The sequence below is a fragment of the Rhodopseudomonas sp. BR0M22 genome (assembly GCF_010907035.1).
GTDB lineage: Bacteria > Pseudomonadota > Alphaproteobacteria > Rhizobiales > Xanthobacteraceae > Rhodopseudomonas.
On the sequence record NZ_QUMK01000061.1, the window covers coordinates 19,366 to 35,537 of the forward strand.

A 16,172-nucleotide genomic window follows, 5' to 3' on the forward strand; every position below is an offset into this window, starting at 1 on the left:
CGCGCCGGCTCGCCAATAATCAGAATCCGGGAGCCACGGCGATCGGATCGTGGGAGTGATTGACGATGTCGATGGCAGTTGATTCCTTTGCCGCGTCGGTGCGACGGTTTTCACCGCGTTTGTTGCTGTCCGAACTGATGCTGAAGCAGTGGTTCGAGCCGGTCGTGCCATTCACGGTCATGATCGGGCTGTGGGCCTACTTCGCTCTGACCATTCCCGACTATGCCTCGGTTCAAAGCTCGGTATCGCTGCTCCGGCTGTTCGCCGAATTCGGCTTCGTGGCGCTCGCGATGGGGTTCTGCCTCGTCACGGGCGGTATCGATCTGTCGGTCGGGGCCATCTTCGCGCTTTGCAATTTCGCGGCGCTGTACTTCCTGCTGGTGCGCGAATGGCCGGTCGAAGCGGCCATCCCTGCCACGCTCGTGATCGGCGCGCTGCTCGGCAGCATCAACGGCTTCCTGATCGGCTTTCTCAAGACCCGACCGTTCCTCACAACCCTGGTGACACTGATCATCCTGCGTGCCTCGGTCAATCTGCTCAACACCCAATACGCGCAGGTCTTCGCGACCAATTCGGTCGAAAGCGACTCCTGGGATTTCATCGGCGGCGGCACCGTGCTGGGGATCCCGATCAACGCGGCCACGCTGTTCGTGGTCTTGCTGATTTGCCATGTGTTCCTGTCGCGGTCGCGCTATGGCTGGCATCTGACCGCGATCGGCGCCAGCCGCAAGGCCGCGCGACACGCCGGCATTCGCGTTCGGCTGATGCTGTTCATGACCTACGTGCTGTCCGGCACGCTGTGCGCGGCGAGCGGCATTTTCTATGCCGCGCGTCAGGCGTCGACCGACTCGACAACGGGTGTCGGTTGGGAGTTTCAGGCGCTTACTGCCGTGGTTCTCGGAGGCGTCTCGCTGGCCGGCGGCAAGGGCACCGTCTGGCGGGCGATGATCGGCGCGGTGATCATCTTCCTCCTCATCAACGGTCTGGTCCGCATGGGGGTGCCGGGTTACGTGACCTCCGCCGTTACCGGCCTGATCCTGCTGGTGGCTGTCGGCATCGACGTCAAATGGTCGAAGAACCGCGGCAAGGCGATCCAGAAGATCTACGTCAATCCGGCCTTCGTGCCGCTCGCCGCGGCGCCTGCGGTTCACGCAGGGTCGGGATCGCCTTATGCGCAGAACGACCGGCTGATCAATGCGCAGGGGATCGGCATCGATCAGGTCGAGGGGCCCGAAGACGTCATTCTCGATCGCCAGGGGCGGCTGTACGGCTCGACCCGTGACGGCAACGTGATCCGCTTCTCGGGGCCGAATTTCGAAACGCGGGAGGTGTTCGCGCATATCGGCGGCCGTCCCCTCGGGATGCAGTTCGATCGCGACGAGAACCTGATCGTGGCGGTCGCCGGCATGGGTGTTTACGGCGTGGCGCCGGACGGCCGCGTCTTCAAGGTCACCGACGAGACCAATCGCACCTGGTACAAGCTGAACGACGACAGCCGCTTGCGCATGGCCGACGATCTCGACATTGCGCCCGACGGCAAGATCTATTTCAGCGACTGCACCACGCGCTACGAGATGACGACCAACACGCTCGACATTCTCGAAGGCCGACCGAACGGCCGCGTGGTGTGCTACGACCCGGCGACCAAGACGACCCGGACGGTGATCAACCATTTCTACTTCCCGAACGGAATCTGCGTTTCCCACGACGGCCGATCGATCCTGATCGCCTCGACCTCGCTGTGCAAAGTATTCCGCCACTGGATCGAGGGGCCGAAGAAGGGGCGCACGGAAGTGCTGATCGACGAGCTGCCCGGCAATCCCGACAACATCAATCGGGCCTCGGACGGCACCTATTGGCTGGCGCTGGTAGGTATCCGCACGCCGACGTTCGATCTTGCGGCGCGCAAGCCCGGCTTTCGGCTGCGTATGGTGAAGCAGGTGCCGACCGACGAATGGCTGGCGCCGGCGCTCAATCATGGCTGCGTGCTGAAGTTCAACGAGAATGGCGAGGCGCTGGAGTCGTGGTGGGATCCGACCGGAATTTCGCACTCGACGCTGACCTCGATGCGCGAGCACCAGGGCTATCTGTACCTCGGAGGACTCGAGAACAACCGGATCGGGCGTATCAAGCTTGACGGTGTCGACGACAGTTGGACCGGTTACGACGCCTATTGGGGGGCGAAGAGCCGCGCGACGACGAAGGTGACGGGCTGATGGGATTCTTCGATCATCTGTTGCGCGATATCAGAAGCGTCATCGATCGGGACGGAGGGCAGGATGCTATCCCGCCGCTCGACGGCGCGATGAGTCCGAACGACCGGCTCGATACGGCTGTGGTCATTGGTGATCCGCTGCCCGGTGTCGATGACGTGATCGACGCCGGCGGCGGAGCCGTCTACGTCTCGGCCGGACGCCGCGTGCTGAAACTCAGCGGCACTGACTATGTGACCCGCACGATCATGGCGGAGTTCGACGGCGAGGCGGGCGGACTGGCGCTGCATCCTGACGGACGCCTTCTGGTCTGCGTTGCCGGTCGGGGGCTCGCGGCGATCGATCCGGCGCAGCCCGAACCTCGCTGGCTGAATGATGTCGGCGGGCGACCGCTTGTCGGATTGTTGTCGGTCACGGCGGCGCCCGACGGCCGCATCTTTGCCGTCGAAGGCAGCGTCGGCCGAAAACCCGACGAGTGGCGGCGCGACCTGATGGAGAAGCGATCCAACGGTCGCCTGATCAGTTGCGGAGCCGGGCTGGACGATCCGCAGGAAGTGCTGCGGGATCTGCCGTATTCTCACGGCGTGACCGTATCGCCGGACGGCGCCAGCCTGTGGTTGACCGAGAGCTGGGCGCATCGGCTCAGCCGGTTCGCGCTCGGGCCGAGCGGGATCGGCTCACGCGAGGTGATCGCTGCCAACATGCCTGGCTATCCGGCTCGGCTGCATCCGGACGGCCGCGGTGGGCTGCTGCTCGCCGTGTTCGCGCGCCGGACTCACCTGATCGAGTTCGTGCTCAAGGAAGACGACTTCCGCAACGACATGATGGCGTCGATGCCGCCCGACTATTGGGTGGCGCCTGCGCTCGCGGGTGGCAGCGATTGCCTCGAGCCGATGCAGATCGGCAGCGTCAAAGCGCTCGGGATTCAGAAACCTTGGGCGCCGCCTCGGTCTTACGGTCTGTTGGTGCATTTGGATGCCGAGGGCGAAGTGGCAGACAGTCTGCACAGCCGTGCCGGCGGTCGATTCCACGGCCTCACTGCGGCTTGCGCGACGCATTCCGGCGTGATCATCGCCGCGCGTGGCGCCGGATGCCTGCTGAACTACACGGGAGACCTGCGATGAGTCATGGGGTGATGCAGGCGGCACGCGAGCCGAACCCGGGGGCGCCGAGCGCGTCCCGCGAGCCGGTGCTACGGATCCGAAGTGGCTCGAAGATCTATGGTGGCGTTCATGCCATCGAGGGTGTCGATTTCGATCTTCATCCAGGAGAAGTGCACGCGTTGGTCGGTGAGAACGGCGCAGGCAAGTCGACGCTCTGCAAGGCGATAGCCGGCGCGATCCAACTGACCTCGGGCGAGTTCTTGCTGGACGGCAAGCCGACCAGGTTCGAGCAGCCGCGGGATGCTCTGAATGCCGGAATTTGCATGGTCTACCAGGAGACCAGCCTGGTCCCGACGATGACGGCGGCGCAGAACATCGAACTCGGCAACGAGAAGCTGTTGACGCGGTTCCGCACCCTGAACATTCAGGCTCAGCAGCTTCTGCAGTCGCTCAACTTCCACGTCGATCCCGCGACACCCGTCGCGCTGCTCGGCACCGCCAAGAAGCAGATGGTGGAGATCGCACGGGCAATCTATCACAAGGCGCGGATCATCATTTTCGACGAACCGACGGCGTCGCTCACGCCGGAGGAGATCGTCCACTTTTTTCATCTGGTACGCGATTTGCGCAGCCGCGGCGTTTCGATCGTCTACATATCTCATGCCTTGGAAGAATCGCTGCAGATTGCCGATCGCATCACCGTGCTGCGCGACGGCAAGCTGGTGATCACCGCGCCCGCCCGCGAATTCACCCGTGAAGCTCTGGTCCAGCATATGGTCGGGCGAGACGTGGCGCAGGTCGCCTACCGCAAACCCGAAAGGAGCCATCAGCGGCGCGAGAAAGTGCTGACGGTCGAAAACGTCACCATGGGGATGACGGTCAAGAACATGTCGTTCTCGGTCTACGCCGGGGAGGTGGTTGGTATCGCCGGCTTGATCGGATCGGGCCGGACCGAAATCGCCAAGATCATCTACGGAGCGTTGAAGCGCAATCTCGTCAACGGCGGCACCATAAGGCTGCGTGGCAAGCCGATCCGCTATCGCGTCCCACGCCAGGCGATCGATGACGGCATCGCCTACATTACCGAGGACCGCAAGGCCAACGGCTTCTTCGAAACCATGGTAGTGGACGACAACGTCTATATCGGCAGCCTTGCCACCCGTCGGGGGTGGAGCTTCCTGTTGTCGCGGGCACGGCGCAGCAAGCTCGCGAGCTATTGGGTCGAGCGCCTCAAGATTAGCGCGCTGCAACGCAAGGCCAAGATTATCGAGCTCTCCGGCGGCAACCAGCAGAAGGTGGTGCTGGCAAAGACGCTGGTGCAGGATCCTTCGATCGTCATTTTCGACGAGCCGACCCGCGGCGTCGATGTCGGCACGATCCCGCACATCCACGGTGAAATCCGCCGGCTGGCCGACGAGGGCAAAGCAGTGGTGGTGATTTCGTCGTACCTGCCGGAAGTACTCGCCGTCTCGGATCGCATTCTCGTCGCGCGGACTGGCCGTATCGTGGCCGAGTTCGACGCGGCCGATGCGACCCAGGACAAGATCCTCTACGCGGCGGTGCACTGACGGAGCGACCCGGCGGTCGGCGTGCTCCGGCGGCAGGCGATCGGCAGGGCGCTGCGTCGTCGGCCAATGGCTTACCCCGCGCCGAGCAGCGGGATCGCTTCGTCGCGTTCGTAGAGATACAACAGGCAGCGCAGCGCCTCGCCGGACGGGCCTTCGAGCTTCGGATTGTCTTTCAGGATCCGAAGCGCTTCGTCGCGCGCCTGGGTGATGAGCTGGGCGTGAACTTCGGAACGTGCGATCCGGTAGCCGGGCAGGCCGCTCTGCCGTGTGCCGAGCACGTCGCCTTCGCCGCGCAGCTTGAGGTCTTCCTCGGCGATCCGAAAGCCGTCGGTGGTGTCGCGGATCACGCGCAGCCGTGCCCCCGACAGCTCGCCCAGCGGCTCGCGATAGAGCAGCAGGCACGTCGACGCCTCAGCTCCGCGGCCGACCCGGCCGCGCAGCTGATGCAATTGTGCGAGGCCGAACCGTTCGGCGTTTTCGATCACCATGATGGTGGCTTCGGGCACGTCGACGCCGACTTCGACTACCGTGGTGGCGACCAGCACGCTGATCTCGCCGCGCGCGAACTGGCCCATCACCTGGTCCTTGTCGCTGCCGCGCATCCGTCCATGCACCAAGCCGACCTGATGATCGCCGAAGCGTTGCCGCAGCGACTCGAAGCGCTGCTCCGCGTCGGTGAGTTTGACGTTCTCGGATTCCTCGACCAGCGGGCAGATCCAGTACACCCGCTTGCCGGCGGCAATCGCGCGGCCGATGCCGTCGATCACTTCCGGCAGCCGAGTATCGGACAGCGTGCGGGTGTCGATCGGCTGGCGGCCGGCGGGCTTCTCGCGGAGTTCCGAGACGTCCATGTCGCCGAAGTAGGTCAGCACCAGCGTGCGCGGGATCGGCGTCGCGCTGAGCACCAGCACATCGACATCGGCGCCCTTGCTGGTCAGCGCCAGGCGCTCGCGCACGCCGAAACGGTGCTGCTCGTCGACGACCGCCAGCGCCAGCGATTTGTAGATCACGTCGTCCTGGATCAGCGCGTGAGTGCCGACCAGAAAATCGATCTCGCCGGCGGCGAGCCGCTCCAGGATCTCGCGGCGTTCCTTGCCTTTCTCGCGGCCGGTCAGGATCGCGACCTGCATCCCGGCGCGCTCGGCGAGCGGCGCGATGGTCTTGATGTGCTGACGGGCGAGGATTTCGGTCGGCGCCATCAGTGCCGCCTGCTTGCCGGCTTCTGCGACCGCCGCTGCGGCCAGCAGCGCCACCACGGTCTTGCCGCTTCCGACGTCGCCCTGCAGCAGTCGTAGCATCCGCACCGGCTGGAGCAGATCTTCGGCGATCGCCGCGGCGGCCTGCTGCTGCGAATTGGTCAGCGCGTAGGGCAGCGCGTCGATGATCTTGTGGCGCAGGCGGCCGTCGCCGGCGTTGCGGCTGCCGGCCGGGCGGCGGAGCTGCGCCCGCACGAGCGCCAGCGCCAGCTGTCCGGCGAGCAGTTCGTCATAGGCGAGCCGCGACCAATAAGGCCCGTCCGGCAGAATGTCGGTCGGCTGATCCGGGATGTGGACGTGCTTCAGCGCTTCGGCGAACGAGGGAAACCGGCAGCGCCGCAGCACCTCGGGGCTGATCCATTCCGGCAGCGCCGGCAGCTTGGTCAGCGCCTGCGCCACCGCGCGGCGCAGCGAGCCGATCGCCAGTCCCTCGGTCAGCGGATACACCGGATCGATCTGCGGCAGCTTGGCGAAAGCTTCCTCGTCGACGACGCGGTCCGGATGCACGATCTGCAGCGTGCCGTCGTAGAGTTGGCCGGTGCCGGAGACGTAGCGCTTGGCGCCGACCGGCAGCAGCTTCTGCACATAGTCCGGCTTGGCGCGGAAGAACGTCAGCACCACGTCGCCGGTGTCGTCGCTGGCATAGACCAGATACGGCGCGCGGGAGCGGCCCGGCGGCGGCGCGCGGTGGCGATCGACCGTCACCTCCAGCGTCACCACCGTGCCGGGCACCGCGTCGCGAATCTTCGGCCGGGCGCGGCGGTCGATCACGCTCGACGGCAGGTGCAGCAGCAGATCGGCCAGCCGCGGGGTGTCGTCGCGGTCCAGCAGATAGCGGAACAGCTTGTCCTGTTTCGGTCCGACGCCGGAAAGGCTGGTGACCGGGGCGAACAGCGGATTGAGCAGAGCAGGGCGCATCGAACCAAAGCGGGGGTGGATGGGCGGTTGTGCGCAGGGTTGGCTGCATTTGCGGCCGATTGCAATGCGCCTGTGCGGGCTGACAGCGGCGATCCCGGTCGCTATATCAGGGCCGCCCGGCACGTCCGGGCTTTTGGCGTTGAGGTGGATTTCGACATGACGGGCACCACACGGTCGAGCGGCGGGCTCGACGACCGCCGCAAGCGGCTTCTGTTCCGCTGCTGGCATCGCGGCACACGCGAGATGGATCTGATTCTCGGCCAGTTCGCCGACGCCGAGATCGGCACGCTGTCGGAGGCCGAGCTCGACGAGCTGGAACGGCTGATCGAGGTCAACGACCACGATCTCTACGCCGCGGTCGCCGGCGGCGACACGCTGCCGGCCGAGTTCAAGGGCGGTCTGTTCGAACGGATCAAGACCTACGGCCATCAGGACGGCGCCGTATGAAGACTCCGAGCAGGTCGCCGGCGGAACAGCTTACGCCCGGCAAGGCGTTGACCTTCGCCAACGTCGCCGAAGGCGCCGAGGGGCTGATCATCGCCGATCTGGCCCGCGCGGTCGCGGCCAAGCCGAAGGCGCCCGCCGTCAGCCTGACGGTGATCTGCCGCGACGGCCCGCGGATGCAGCAGCTTGCGCGCAGCCTCGAGTTCTTCGCGCCTGATCTCGAGGTGCTGCAGTTTCCGGCCTGGGACTGCCAGCCTTATGACCGCGTTTCGCCGCACGCCGGCATCCTGGCGCAGCGCGTCACCACGCTGGCGAAATTGTCGCGCCTGACCGGCAGCGACAAGCCGCTGATCGTGCTGACCACGGTCAATGCCGCCGTCCAGCGGGTGCCGGTGCGCGAGATCATCGCCGCGCAGGCGCTGTCGGTGGCGCCCGGCAACGTCGTGCCGATGGATTCGATCGTCGCCTGGCTCGAACACAACGGCTACAGCCGCGCCTCCACGGTGCGCGAAGCCGGCGAATACGCGGTGCGCGGCGGCATCCTCGATCTGTTTCCGGCCGGCCTCGACCAGCCGGTGCGGTTCGACTTCTTCGGCGACCAGCTCGAATCGATCCGCACCTTCGATGCCGAGACCCAGCGCACGCTGCACACCATGCGCGGCCTGGACCTGGTGCCGGTGTCGGAATTCCAGCTCGTCACCGAGACCATCCGCCGCTTCCGCATGGGTTACGTCGCCGCTTTCGGCGCGCCGCATCCGGATGACCAGCTGTACGCCGCGGTCAGCGAAGGCCGCCGCCATCCCGGCATGGAGCATTGGCTGCCGTTGTTCCAGGAGCGGATGGACACGCTATTCGACTACCTGAAGGCAACGCCGGTCGCGATCGAGCCGCAGAGCGAAGACGCCGCGCGCGAACGCTTCACGCAGATCGCCGATTACTACGACGCCCGCCGCGAAGCGATGGAGCAGCCCGGTTCCGGCGCGATTTACAAGCCTCTGCCGCCGGACCAGCTCTATCTGACCGAGAGCGAATGGACCGCGCGTCTGGAAGGCGTGCCGCTGGCACGGCTGACGCCGTTCGCGCTGCCGGAAGACACCAGCAACGTCATCGACGCAGGCGCCCGGGCCGGCCGTAACTTTGCGCCGGAGCGCGCGGACGCCAACGTCAACGTGTTCGAGACGCTGGTGGCGCACGTCTATGCGCTGCAGGCGATGCGAAAGAAGGTCGTGATCGCGCTGTGGAGCGAAGGCTCGCGCGACCGCATGGCGAGCATGCTGAAGGACCACAAGCTGGTCGCGCTCACCAGCGTCAATTCCTGGCGCACCGTGCAGGCGACGCCGCGCAACGAAACCATGCTGGCGGTGGTGGGGCTGGAGTCCGGCTTCGAGACCGATGCGTTTGCGGTGATCACCGAGCAGGACGTGCTCGGTGATCGTCTGGTACGCCAGCGCAAGGCCAGCAAGAAGCTCGACAACTTCATTTCCGAAGTCACCAGCCTCTCGACCGGTGACATCGTGGTGCATGTCGAGCACGGCATCGGCCGGTTCGTGGGCTTGCAGACGCTTCAGGTCGGCGGCGCGCCGCACGATTGCGTCGAGCTGCACTACGCCAACGACACCAAGCTGTTTCTTCCGGTCGAGAACATCGAGCTGCTGTCGCGCTATGGCTCGGACGGCACCACGGTCGAACTCGACAAGCTCGGCGGCTCGGGCTGGCAGGCGCGCAAGGCGAAGCTGAAGAACCGCATCCGGCAAATCGCCGGAGAACTGATCAAGGTCGCGGCCGAACGGCACTTGCGCGAGGCGCCGAAGCTGCCGATCCAGCCGCAGCTCTACGACGAATTCTGTGCGCGCTTCCCCTACGACGAAACCGAGGATCAGCTCGCCGCCATCAACGCCGCGCTCGGCGATCTGGAGAAGGGCACGCCGATGGACCGCCTGGTCTGCGGCGACGTCGGTTTCGGCAAGACCGAGGTGGCGCTGCGTGCAGCGTTTGCGGTGGCGCTCGACGGCAAGCAGGTTGCGGTCGTGGTCCCGACCACGCTGCTGGCACGGCAGCACGCCAAGACCTTCACCGAGCGCTTCCGCGGTTTCCCGGTGCATGTCGGCCAAGCCTCGCGGCTGGTCTCGACCAAGGAGCTGTCGCAGGTCAAGAAGGGCATCGCTGACGGCACGCTCGACATCGTGGTCGGCACCCATGCGCTGCTTGGCAAGTCGATCAAGTTCAAGGATCTCGGCCTCGTCATCGTCGACGAGGAGCAGCACTTCGGCGTCACCCACAAGGAGAAGCTGAAGCAGCTTCGCTCCGAGGTCCACGTGCTGACGCTGAGCGCGACGCCGATCCCGCGCACGCTGCAGCTCGCCATGACCGGCGTGCGCGACCTGTCGATTATTGCTTCGCCGCCGGTCGACCGGCTCGCGGTGCGAACCTTCGTGGCGCCGCACGATCCGCTGATGATCCGCGAGGCCCTGCTACGCGAGCGCTATCGCGGCGGCCAGGCGTTCTACGTCGTGCCGCGGATCGACGACCTCGCCGAGGTGAAGGACTTCCTCGACAAGCATGTGCCGGAGATGAAGGTCGCGGTGGCGCACGGCCAGATGCCGCCGGCGGTGATCGAGGACATCATGTCGGCGTTCTACGACGGCAAGTTCGATATCCTGCTGTCGACCACGATCGTCGAATCCGGCCTCGACATCCCCAACGCCAATACGCTGATCGTGCACCGCGCCGATATGTTCGGCCTGGCGCAATTGTATCAGCTTCGCGGCCGCGTCGGCCGGTCGAAGCTGCGCGCCTACGCGCTGTTCACGCTGCCGCAGCACAACATCACCGCGCAGGCGGAGCGACGGCTGAAAGTGCTGCAGTCGCTGGAGACGCTGGGCGCCGGCTTCCAGCTCGCCTCGCACGACCTCGATATCCGCGGCGCCGGCAATCTGCTCGGCGAGGAGCAGTCCGGCCACATCAAGGAAGTCGGCTTCGAGCTGTATCAGCAGATGCTGGAGGAGGCGATCACCAACCTCAAGGCCGGCATCGTCGACGAACCGGTCGCCGATCGCTGGTCGCCGCAGATCACCATCGGCATGCCGGTGCTGATCCCGGAGGAGTTCGTCGCCGATCTTGCGGTGCGGCTGTCGCTGTATCGCCGGCTCGCCGATCTCGACACCGACGAGGAGATCGAGAACTTCGCCGCCGAGCTGCGTGACCGGTTCGGTCCGCTGCCGGATGAGGTGCGCTATCTCTTCAAGGTGGCGGCGATCAAGGCGTATTGCCGCCGTGCCAATGTCGAGAAGGTCGACGCCGGTCCGAAGGGCGTCGTCATCAGCTTCCGCGACAACGCCTTCGCGCAGCCGGACAAGCTGGTGTTCTTCATCAAGCGCCACGGCGAAGCCGCCAAGGTGCGGCCCGACATGAAGGTGGTGTTCTTCCAGGTCTGGAAGACGCCGGAAGAGCGGCTGATGGGCACGACCGATATCCTCAAGCAGCTCGCCGACCTCGCCGAGTCCAAAAAGGCGGCGTGATTTCGCCGCCGTCCGTCAGTCTTCGACGCCGTCCTTGCGCGGCGGCGAAGCTGGCGATGACGGGTGGCGCGATCAGCGCGCGGCGCTCACGACGCTTGGCGCCGCCGGTCCTGCTGGACGACGCGGGTGAGGATGGCACGGGCGGATTCGTCCGGCATCAGCGTCGCGACGCTGACATCTGGATCGATCCGGCCCTCGCGCCGGGCGCTGTGGGCGGTCTGCCTGATCACGCTGCTGAGCCGCCGCGCGATCGCCTGGGCGTTGCGTAGGTCGGTCGCGGCGAACACCACCAGCAGCGTGCCGTCGGTCTGCAGCGTGCCGAAGTCCATCTTGCGCATCAGCCGGCTGACGATCCGGGCGGCGTCGTTCAATGCACGCCGATCGGCGCGATGGAGGACGAAACGCGCGACCGACAGTCCCTCGCGGCGGGTCTGCGCTTGATACACGGCCGTCGCAAAGTCGCGTTCGAACGCGGCCTCGGTGAGCAGCCCGGTGCTGGGATCGAGCAATCCGCCGGCGTCGAGCGAGGCGAGGGTGCGGGTGAGGCGGGCCTCGAAGGCATGCTGGCGCACCAGCGGCAGCGCCGTGCCGACGATTCCGTCCGGATCGCCATCGACGAATTCGAGGTTGGGCAACTCGTAGCTGTGCTGTGCCGCCGCAACGCCGGCCACGATCGGCAGGTTCCGGAAGCGGGTGTCTTCGGACAGCACAGTGAGAAATGCATCGACGACGCGCGGGCTGAAGCCTTCCGCCAGCACGATGCCGTCGAGGTCGCGGGCGTTGAGATGCTTGGCGGCGGCTTCGATCGACAGCGCGCCGACGACGCCGACGCGTTCGCCGAGCGCGACCGAGAGCGCCGGATAGGCAGAGCCGCGGCCGATCAGCAGAACTGTGGCGTCCTGTAGCGGATCGGTTTCGGACAGTTCGGCGAGGCTGCTCGGATCCGTCAGACGGCGCATCGCGGTCGCGTGCAACGTCCGCACCCGCAAGGCGGCGCGGAGTCGCGGCGCGAGCCGGACCAGCTCGGCCGGGTCGGCACAAAACGGGATCGCGTTGTCGGGCAAGAGGTCGCCATCCGCTCCGATCGCGATCAGCGGCACGTAAGGCTGCAGCAAGGCGATCTGGCGGGCCAGGGGCTTCAGGAGGGCGGCGGGCACGCCGGCGTCGACCACCACCGCCGATGGTCGCTGCCGGCCGATTGCCTCGCCGGCCTCCGGCCATGACGATGCCAGCACCGCAGACAGTCCGGCGTCCGTCAATGCGGCAAGAGTCGGCGAGCTTTCGTGGTTGGATACGACGAGGATCGGCGCGTGGTACGACATTCCGAGAACGGCTCCCGCGATCGAGGCGGAAAACCGTAAGCCGCCCGCTGTTAATGCGGCGTCAACGTCGATGTGCGGTTTTCATCGACCTTCGGGGCGTCCCTGAAGGCTTCGACCATCAAAGGGTTTAGGCCGAGTTCTGAAAGTGCTTCACGAGCTCTGGAATTGTCCTGCGCGCGGCCGGCGAGCCGGTAGCCGCTGAGACGATCCGGCAGCGCTGTCAGCAGCGCCCCCTGGCCGAGCCGCTTTGCCCATTCCTGCAGATCCTGCGCCAGGAACCGATAACCACCCACCGCCATCACACCGGCCGGAGGTGCCGTAATGCACACCGCACCGGTCGCCCGGTCGAGCCGTGCCGCGTAGCCGGTGTCGACGAAGTCCGGCGGCGGAGCCATCGTGATCGAGCTGTTCAAAGGCGGGATCGGCGCATAGGCAGCGAGCGTCACCATCGGACCGCGCAGCCCCAGCGTGCCTTTCGGCGTGATCAGGAGTTCGCCTGCGACCGACCCGCCGGAATGATTGCGGGGCGCGGTGTGCGGCCCTGGCATGATCGTCGCCGGGGTGCCGTCCGGCATCCGTTGGGCGCCGAAAAGCCCGGCTTCGCCAAACAGATAGACATCGGTAAAGCCGGCAGGTGCGCCCGTCCAGCTCGGGCTCGAGGTGACCTGCTCGGGCGCCCGCCACAGCCCAACCACGCTCCTTAGCGCAGGAGCCTGCGCCGCAAGGCCGGCTTCGCCGAGCCGAAGGGCGAGCGGTGCCGGTGCGACCAGCGCCTGACAGCCGAGCTCGACCACCTGCCGCTCGAGCACCGTATCGTCGAATGGGTGGTGCAGCGCGAGTGTGCCGCCGCTCAGCAGCCACGTCACCATCGACGAGACGAGACCGGCGAACGAAGCCGGGGCCTGGGCCGACAGCATCACGGCGCCTTGCGGAACCGCGCTTTCCAGGAAGACGGCCAAGCCGCCCGCGATCAGGTGCAGATGGCTTCGCGGGATCGCGCGGACACCGTCGCCGGTCGTCTCGAATGAGATCACCGCGGCGCGTCGGGCTTCCTGCGTGCCGGGGGCCGGCGGCAGCGCGGTAGTATCGGCCATGGCGGCGTCGAGCGAGGCCATTCCTTCCGGCAGATCGTCGCCGAAGCCGCAGACGTGGCGAATCGAGAACGCTTCGGCCGCAGCATTCATCACCAGATCGGAATGGCTGACGCCGTCGATCCAGCGCGTCGACACGATGGCACGCGCGCCGGTGCGATTGAGCGCGGCGGTGAGGTCGGCATGGCGCCAGAGCTGCGGCAGCAGCGCCACGACGAGCCCGGCGCGATGCGCCGCCAGTACCGTGAGCGGAAATTCGATGGTGTTCGGCAGTTGCGCCGCGATCACCGAATTGCTCGGCAGACCGGCGGTGACAAAATGCGCAGCGAGCGCCGAGATCGCGCGGTCGGCTTCGGCATAGGTCAGCCGCCGCGGCGGCTGCCCGGTGATGCGCTGCTTGTCCGGCGGATCGATCAGTGCGACCGCATCGGGCTGCCGCGCCAGGGTGCGGCGAAACAGTCCGTCGAGCGTCGGCGAGGTGGCGGGCTGACTCACGGGATCACCTCTGCGGCGGTTGCTGCGGTGGCCGGTACCACCAAGTTTCGGGAAGATAACCCGTCAGGGCAGTGTCCTTGGGACGTTCTATCCGATTCCACCGCGCGATCCATTGCTCGCGGATGCTGTACACAGGGACCACGTAGAACCCCGAGATCAGGACGCGATCGAGCGCGCGGACTGCGTCGATGAAATCGACTCGATCGCGTGCGCTTAGCAGCGCGGCGATCATCGCGTCGATCGCCGGATCTTTAGCGCCCATGTAGTTGCGCGTCCCCGGGGTGTCGGCGGCATCGCTGCCCCAGTAGAACGATTGCTCGTTCCCGGGCGACAGCGATTGGTCCCAGCGGTTCGGGATCATGTCGAAGTCGTAGGCGAGGCGGCGCTGATCGAACTGCACCGCGTCGACGGTGCGGACCGACACGGTGATGCCGGCGCGCTTGAGGTCGCGAGCGAATGCCAGGGCGATGCGTTCCTGTTCGCGTGTCGTCACCAGAAGTTCGAAGGTGAGGGGCTGGTGTGTATCCCGGTTGCGCAGCGCGGTCCCGTCGAGCTGGTATCCGGCCTGTTCGAGCAGATCGAGGGCGCGGCGAAGGCCGTTGCGATCACGGCCCGACCCATTCGTGTTCGGCAAACGATAGGTGCCGTCCAGAATATCGGCGCGCAGGCGCGGCAGATAAGGCTGCAGCAGCCGGCGCTCGCCGTCGTCGGCGGGGCGGCCATAGGCCGACAGTTCCGATCCGCCGAAGAAGCCTCCGGAGCGAGTGTAGAGGCCGAAGAAGTAATTGCGATTGATCCACTCGAAGTCGAACAGGTTCAAGATCGCTTCGCGCACCCGGACATCGGCGAACACCGGCCGGCGGGTATTGAACACCAGCGTGTCGGTCGGCTCCGGCGTGCCGGGCTTGATGGCGTCCCGGATCACTTCGCCGCTCCGTGCGGCGGGAAAATCATAGCCCTGGCTCCAACGCAGCGGATCGGTCTCGACGCGGAAATCGTACAGGCCGCGTTTGAACGCTTCGAACTGGGCGTTGGCTTCGCGGAAATATTCGATCCGGACTTCGTCGAAATTCCATAGGCCGCGGTTGATCGGCAGGTCCCGCCCCCAATAATTCGGATCGCGGGTGAGGGTGACGCTGGTGCCGGCCTGGACGCTGGTGACGCGATAGGGGCCGGATCCGAGCGGGGGCTTCAGCGAGGTTTCTTCGAAGCTGTAGGGATCGACCGCATGGCGCGGCAGCACCGGCATCAGGCCGAGGATCAGCGGCAGCTCGCGATCCGGCGCACCGCCGAAGTCGAACCGGACGGTGAGGGGATCGAGAGCCTCGGCACGGGCGACCTTGCCGTAATACAGCCGGTGGTTCGGCCGGCCCTTGTCGCGCAACAGTCGCCAGGAGAACAGCACATCCTCCGCAGTGACAGGCTTGCCGTCCGAGAACCTGGCGCGTGGATCGATCCGGAACGTGACGTAGCTGCGAACCTCGTCGGTCTCGACCGAGCGTGCGAGCAGTCCGTACAGTGTGAACGGCTCGGCTTGGCCGCGCGTGAGCAGGCTCTCGATCACATAGCCGCGCATCTGCTGCACTGCGATGCCCTTGACGATCAGCGGGTTGAGGCTGTCGAAGGCGCCGACTACGCCCGCCACCATCCGGCCGCCCTTGGGCGCTGCCGGGTTCACATAGGGCATCGCGGTGAAGTCGGGCGGTTGCGCGGGCTTGCCGTGCATCGCGATGGCATGGCTGACGATTCCGGGACCGGAGGACGGCTCGGCGGCGGCCACCGTCACGCCGGCGACACATCCCGAGCCGATCGCCAGCACGGTCGCGAATGCCCCGATCCAGCGGATCGAGCGTTGATTTGATTCGGCGCGTCTCACGCCGCGATTTTTACCACATTGGCGCTGCGAAACCGGCGCCGGAGGATTGTTGCCATTGATCTTTTCATTCGCCAATGTATTGAAGGCGGGCAGTCGATGTTGCCTACCGGCTCGTCACGTAACCGCCTCAATTGGCACCGAGACAGCGGCCAACGGCCGGATGTCGCTCCCGCGTCGCGGTTGGGGTGCGCGACCGTTTCAGAAAGGGTTTTCCGAATGAAGTCTTGCAACTTGGTCGCGTCGGCCGGGCTGCGCGGGCGAGCTTTCGCCCTGCTGGCAGCGACCGCGTTCGCCGCGCTGACCGTCGCTCCCGTCGCGCAGGCTCAGCAGCCGGCCGCCCCGAAGGCCGCCCCCAAGGCGGGACAGAA

General features: G+C 66.2%; 9 protein-coding genes. 5 read left to right on the forward strand and 4 right to left on the reverse strand.

Going from position 1 to position 16,172, the window contains the following annotated elements; genetic code table 11:
- Positions 1-65: 65 nt before the first annotated feature.
- From DY468_RS18595 to DY468_RS18605, 3 genes are read left to right on the forward strand one after another with little or no spacing between them, the layout of a single operon-like run.
- The gene (locus DY468_RS18595) at positions 66-2,216 is read left to right on the forward strand and encodes an ABC transporter permease (RefSeq protein WP_164606267.1); all 2,151 of its coding nucleotides are present in this window, start codon (positions 66-68) and stop codon (positions 2,214-2,216) included.
- Positions 2,216-3,337, forward strand: coding sequence for an SMP-30/gluconolactonase/LRE family protein (locus DY468_RS18600; RefSeq protein WP_164606268.1), 1,122 nt, complete (start codon positions 2,216-2,218; stop codon positions 3,335-3,337). The genes DY468_RS18595 and DY468_RS18600 overlap by 1 nt, the downstream gene beginning before the upstream one ends.
- An 11-nt stretch (positions 3,338-3,348) precedes the next feature.
- Positions 3,349-4,884: a sugar ABC transporter ATP-binding protein gene (locus DY468_RS18605; protein ID WP_164606276.1), complete on the forward strand. Its 1,536-nt coding sequence runs from the start codon at positions 3,349-3,351 to the stop codon at positions 4,882-4,884.
- A 71-nt stretch (positions 4,885-4,955) separates the two neighbouring features.
- Here the strand turns inward: DY468_RS18605 and recG are convergent, their stop codons facing one another.
- On the reverse strand, positions 4,956-7,058 hold the full coding sequence (recG, locus tag DY468_RS18610; RefSeq protein ID WP_164606269.1) for an ATP-dependent DNA helicase RecG: 2,103 nt from the start codon (positions 7,056-7,058) through the stop codon (positions 4,956-4,958).
- 156 nt (positions 7,059-7,214) lie between these two features.
- Here recG and DY468_RS18615 point away from each other — a divergent pair, with 156 nt between their 5' ends.
- Both DY468_RS18615 and mfd read left to right on the forward strand, forming a co-directional pair.
- Positions 7,215-7,505: an FAD assembly factor SdhE gene (locus DY468_RS18615; protein ID WP_013502545.1), complete on the forward strand. Its 291-nt coding sequence runs from the start codon at positions 7,215-7,217 to the stop codon at positions 7,503-7,505.
- On the forward strand, positions 7,502-11,020 hold the full coding sequence (gene mfd, locus DY468_RS18620; protein WP_164606270.1) for a transcription-repair coupling factor: 3,519 nt from the start codon (positions 7,502-7,504) through the stop codon (positions 11,018-11,020). Before DY468_RS18615 ends, mfd begins: the two co-directional genes overlap by 4 nt.
- Positions 11,021-11,106: 86 nt before the next feature.
- Here the strand turns inward: mfd and DY468_RS18625 are convergent, their stop codons facing one another.
- Genes DY468_RS18625 through DY468_RS18635 form a run of 3 tightly spaced genes read right to left on the reverse strand, consistent with a single transcriptional unit; the run spans position 11,107 to position 15,804 of the window.
- Complete coding sequence (locus tag DY468_RS18625; RefSeq protein WP_164606271.1) at positions 11,107-12,342, reverse strand: DNA-binding transcriptional response regulator; 1,236 nt, start codon at positions 12,340-12,342, stop codon at positions 11,107-11,109.
- 50 nt (positions 12,343-12,392) lie between these two features.
- The gene (locus DY468_RS18630; protein ID WP_164606272.1) at positions 12,393-13,928 is read right to left on the reverse strand and encodes an AMP-binding protein; all 1,536 of its coding nucleotides are present in this window, start codon (positions 13,926-13,928) and stop codon (positions 12,393-12,395) included.
- Between the two features lie 4 nt (positions 13,929-13,932).
- On the reverse strand, positions 13,933-15,804 hold the full coding sequence (locus DY468_RS18635; RefSeq protein ID WP_164606273.1) for an extracellular solute-binding protein: 1,872 nt from the start codon (positions 15,802-15,804) through the stop codon (positions 13,933-13,935).
- Positions 15,805-16,172: the final 368 nt, after the last annotated feature.

Coding starts and splice junctions, on each gene's coding strand:
- recG (WP_164606269.1), bottom strand. CDS start 7,058: ATGCGCCCTGCTCTGCTCAATCCGCTGTTCGCCCCGGTCACCAGCCTT.
- DY468_RS18615 (WP_013502545.1), top strand. CDS start 7,215: ATGACGGGCACCACACGGTCGAGCGGCGGGCTCGACGACCGCCGCAAG.
- DY468_RS18605 (WP_164606276.1), top strand. CDS start 3,349: ATGCAGGCGGCACGCGAGCCGAACCCGGGGGCGCCGAGCGCGTCCCGC.
- DY468_RS18600 (WP_164606268.1), top strand. CDS start 2,216: ATGGGATTCTTCGATCATCTGTTGCGCGATATCAGAAGCGTCATCGAT.
- mfd (WP_164606270.1), top strand. CDS start 7,502: ATGAAGACTCCGAGCAGGTCGCCGGCGGAACAGCTTACGCCCGGCAAG.
- DY468_RS18625 (WP_164606271.1), bottom strand. CDS start 12,342: ATGTCGTACCACGCGCCGATCCTCGTCGTATCCAACCACGAAAGCTCG.
- DY468_RS18595 (WP_164606267.1), top strand. CDS start 66: ATGTCGATGGCAGTTGATTCCTTTGCCGCGTCGGTGCGACGGTTTTCA.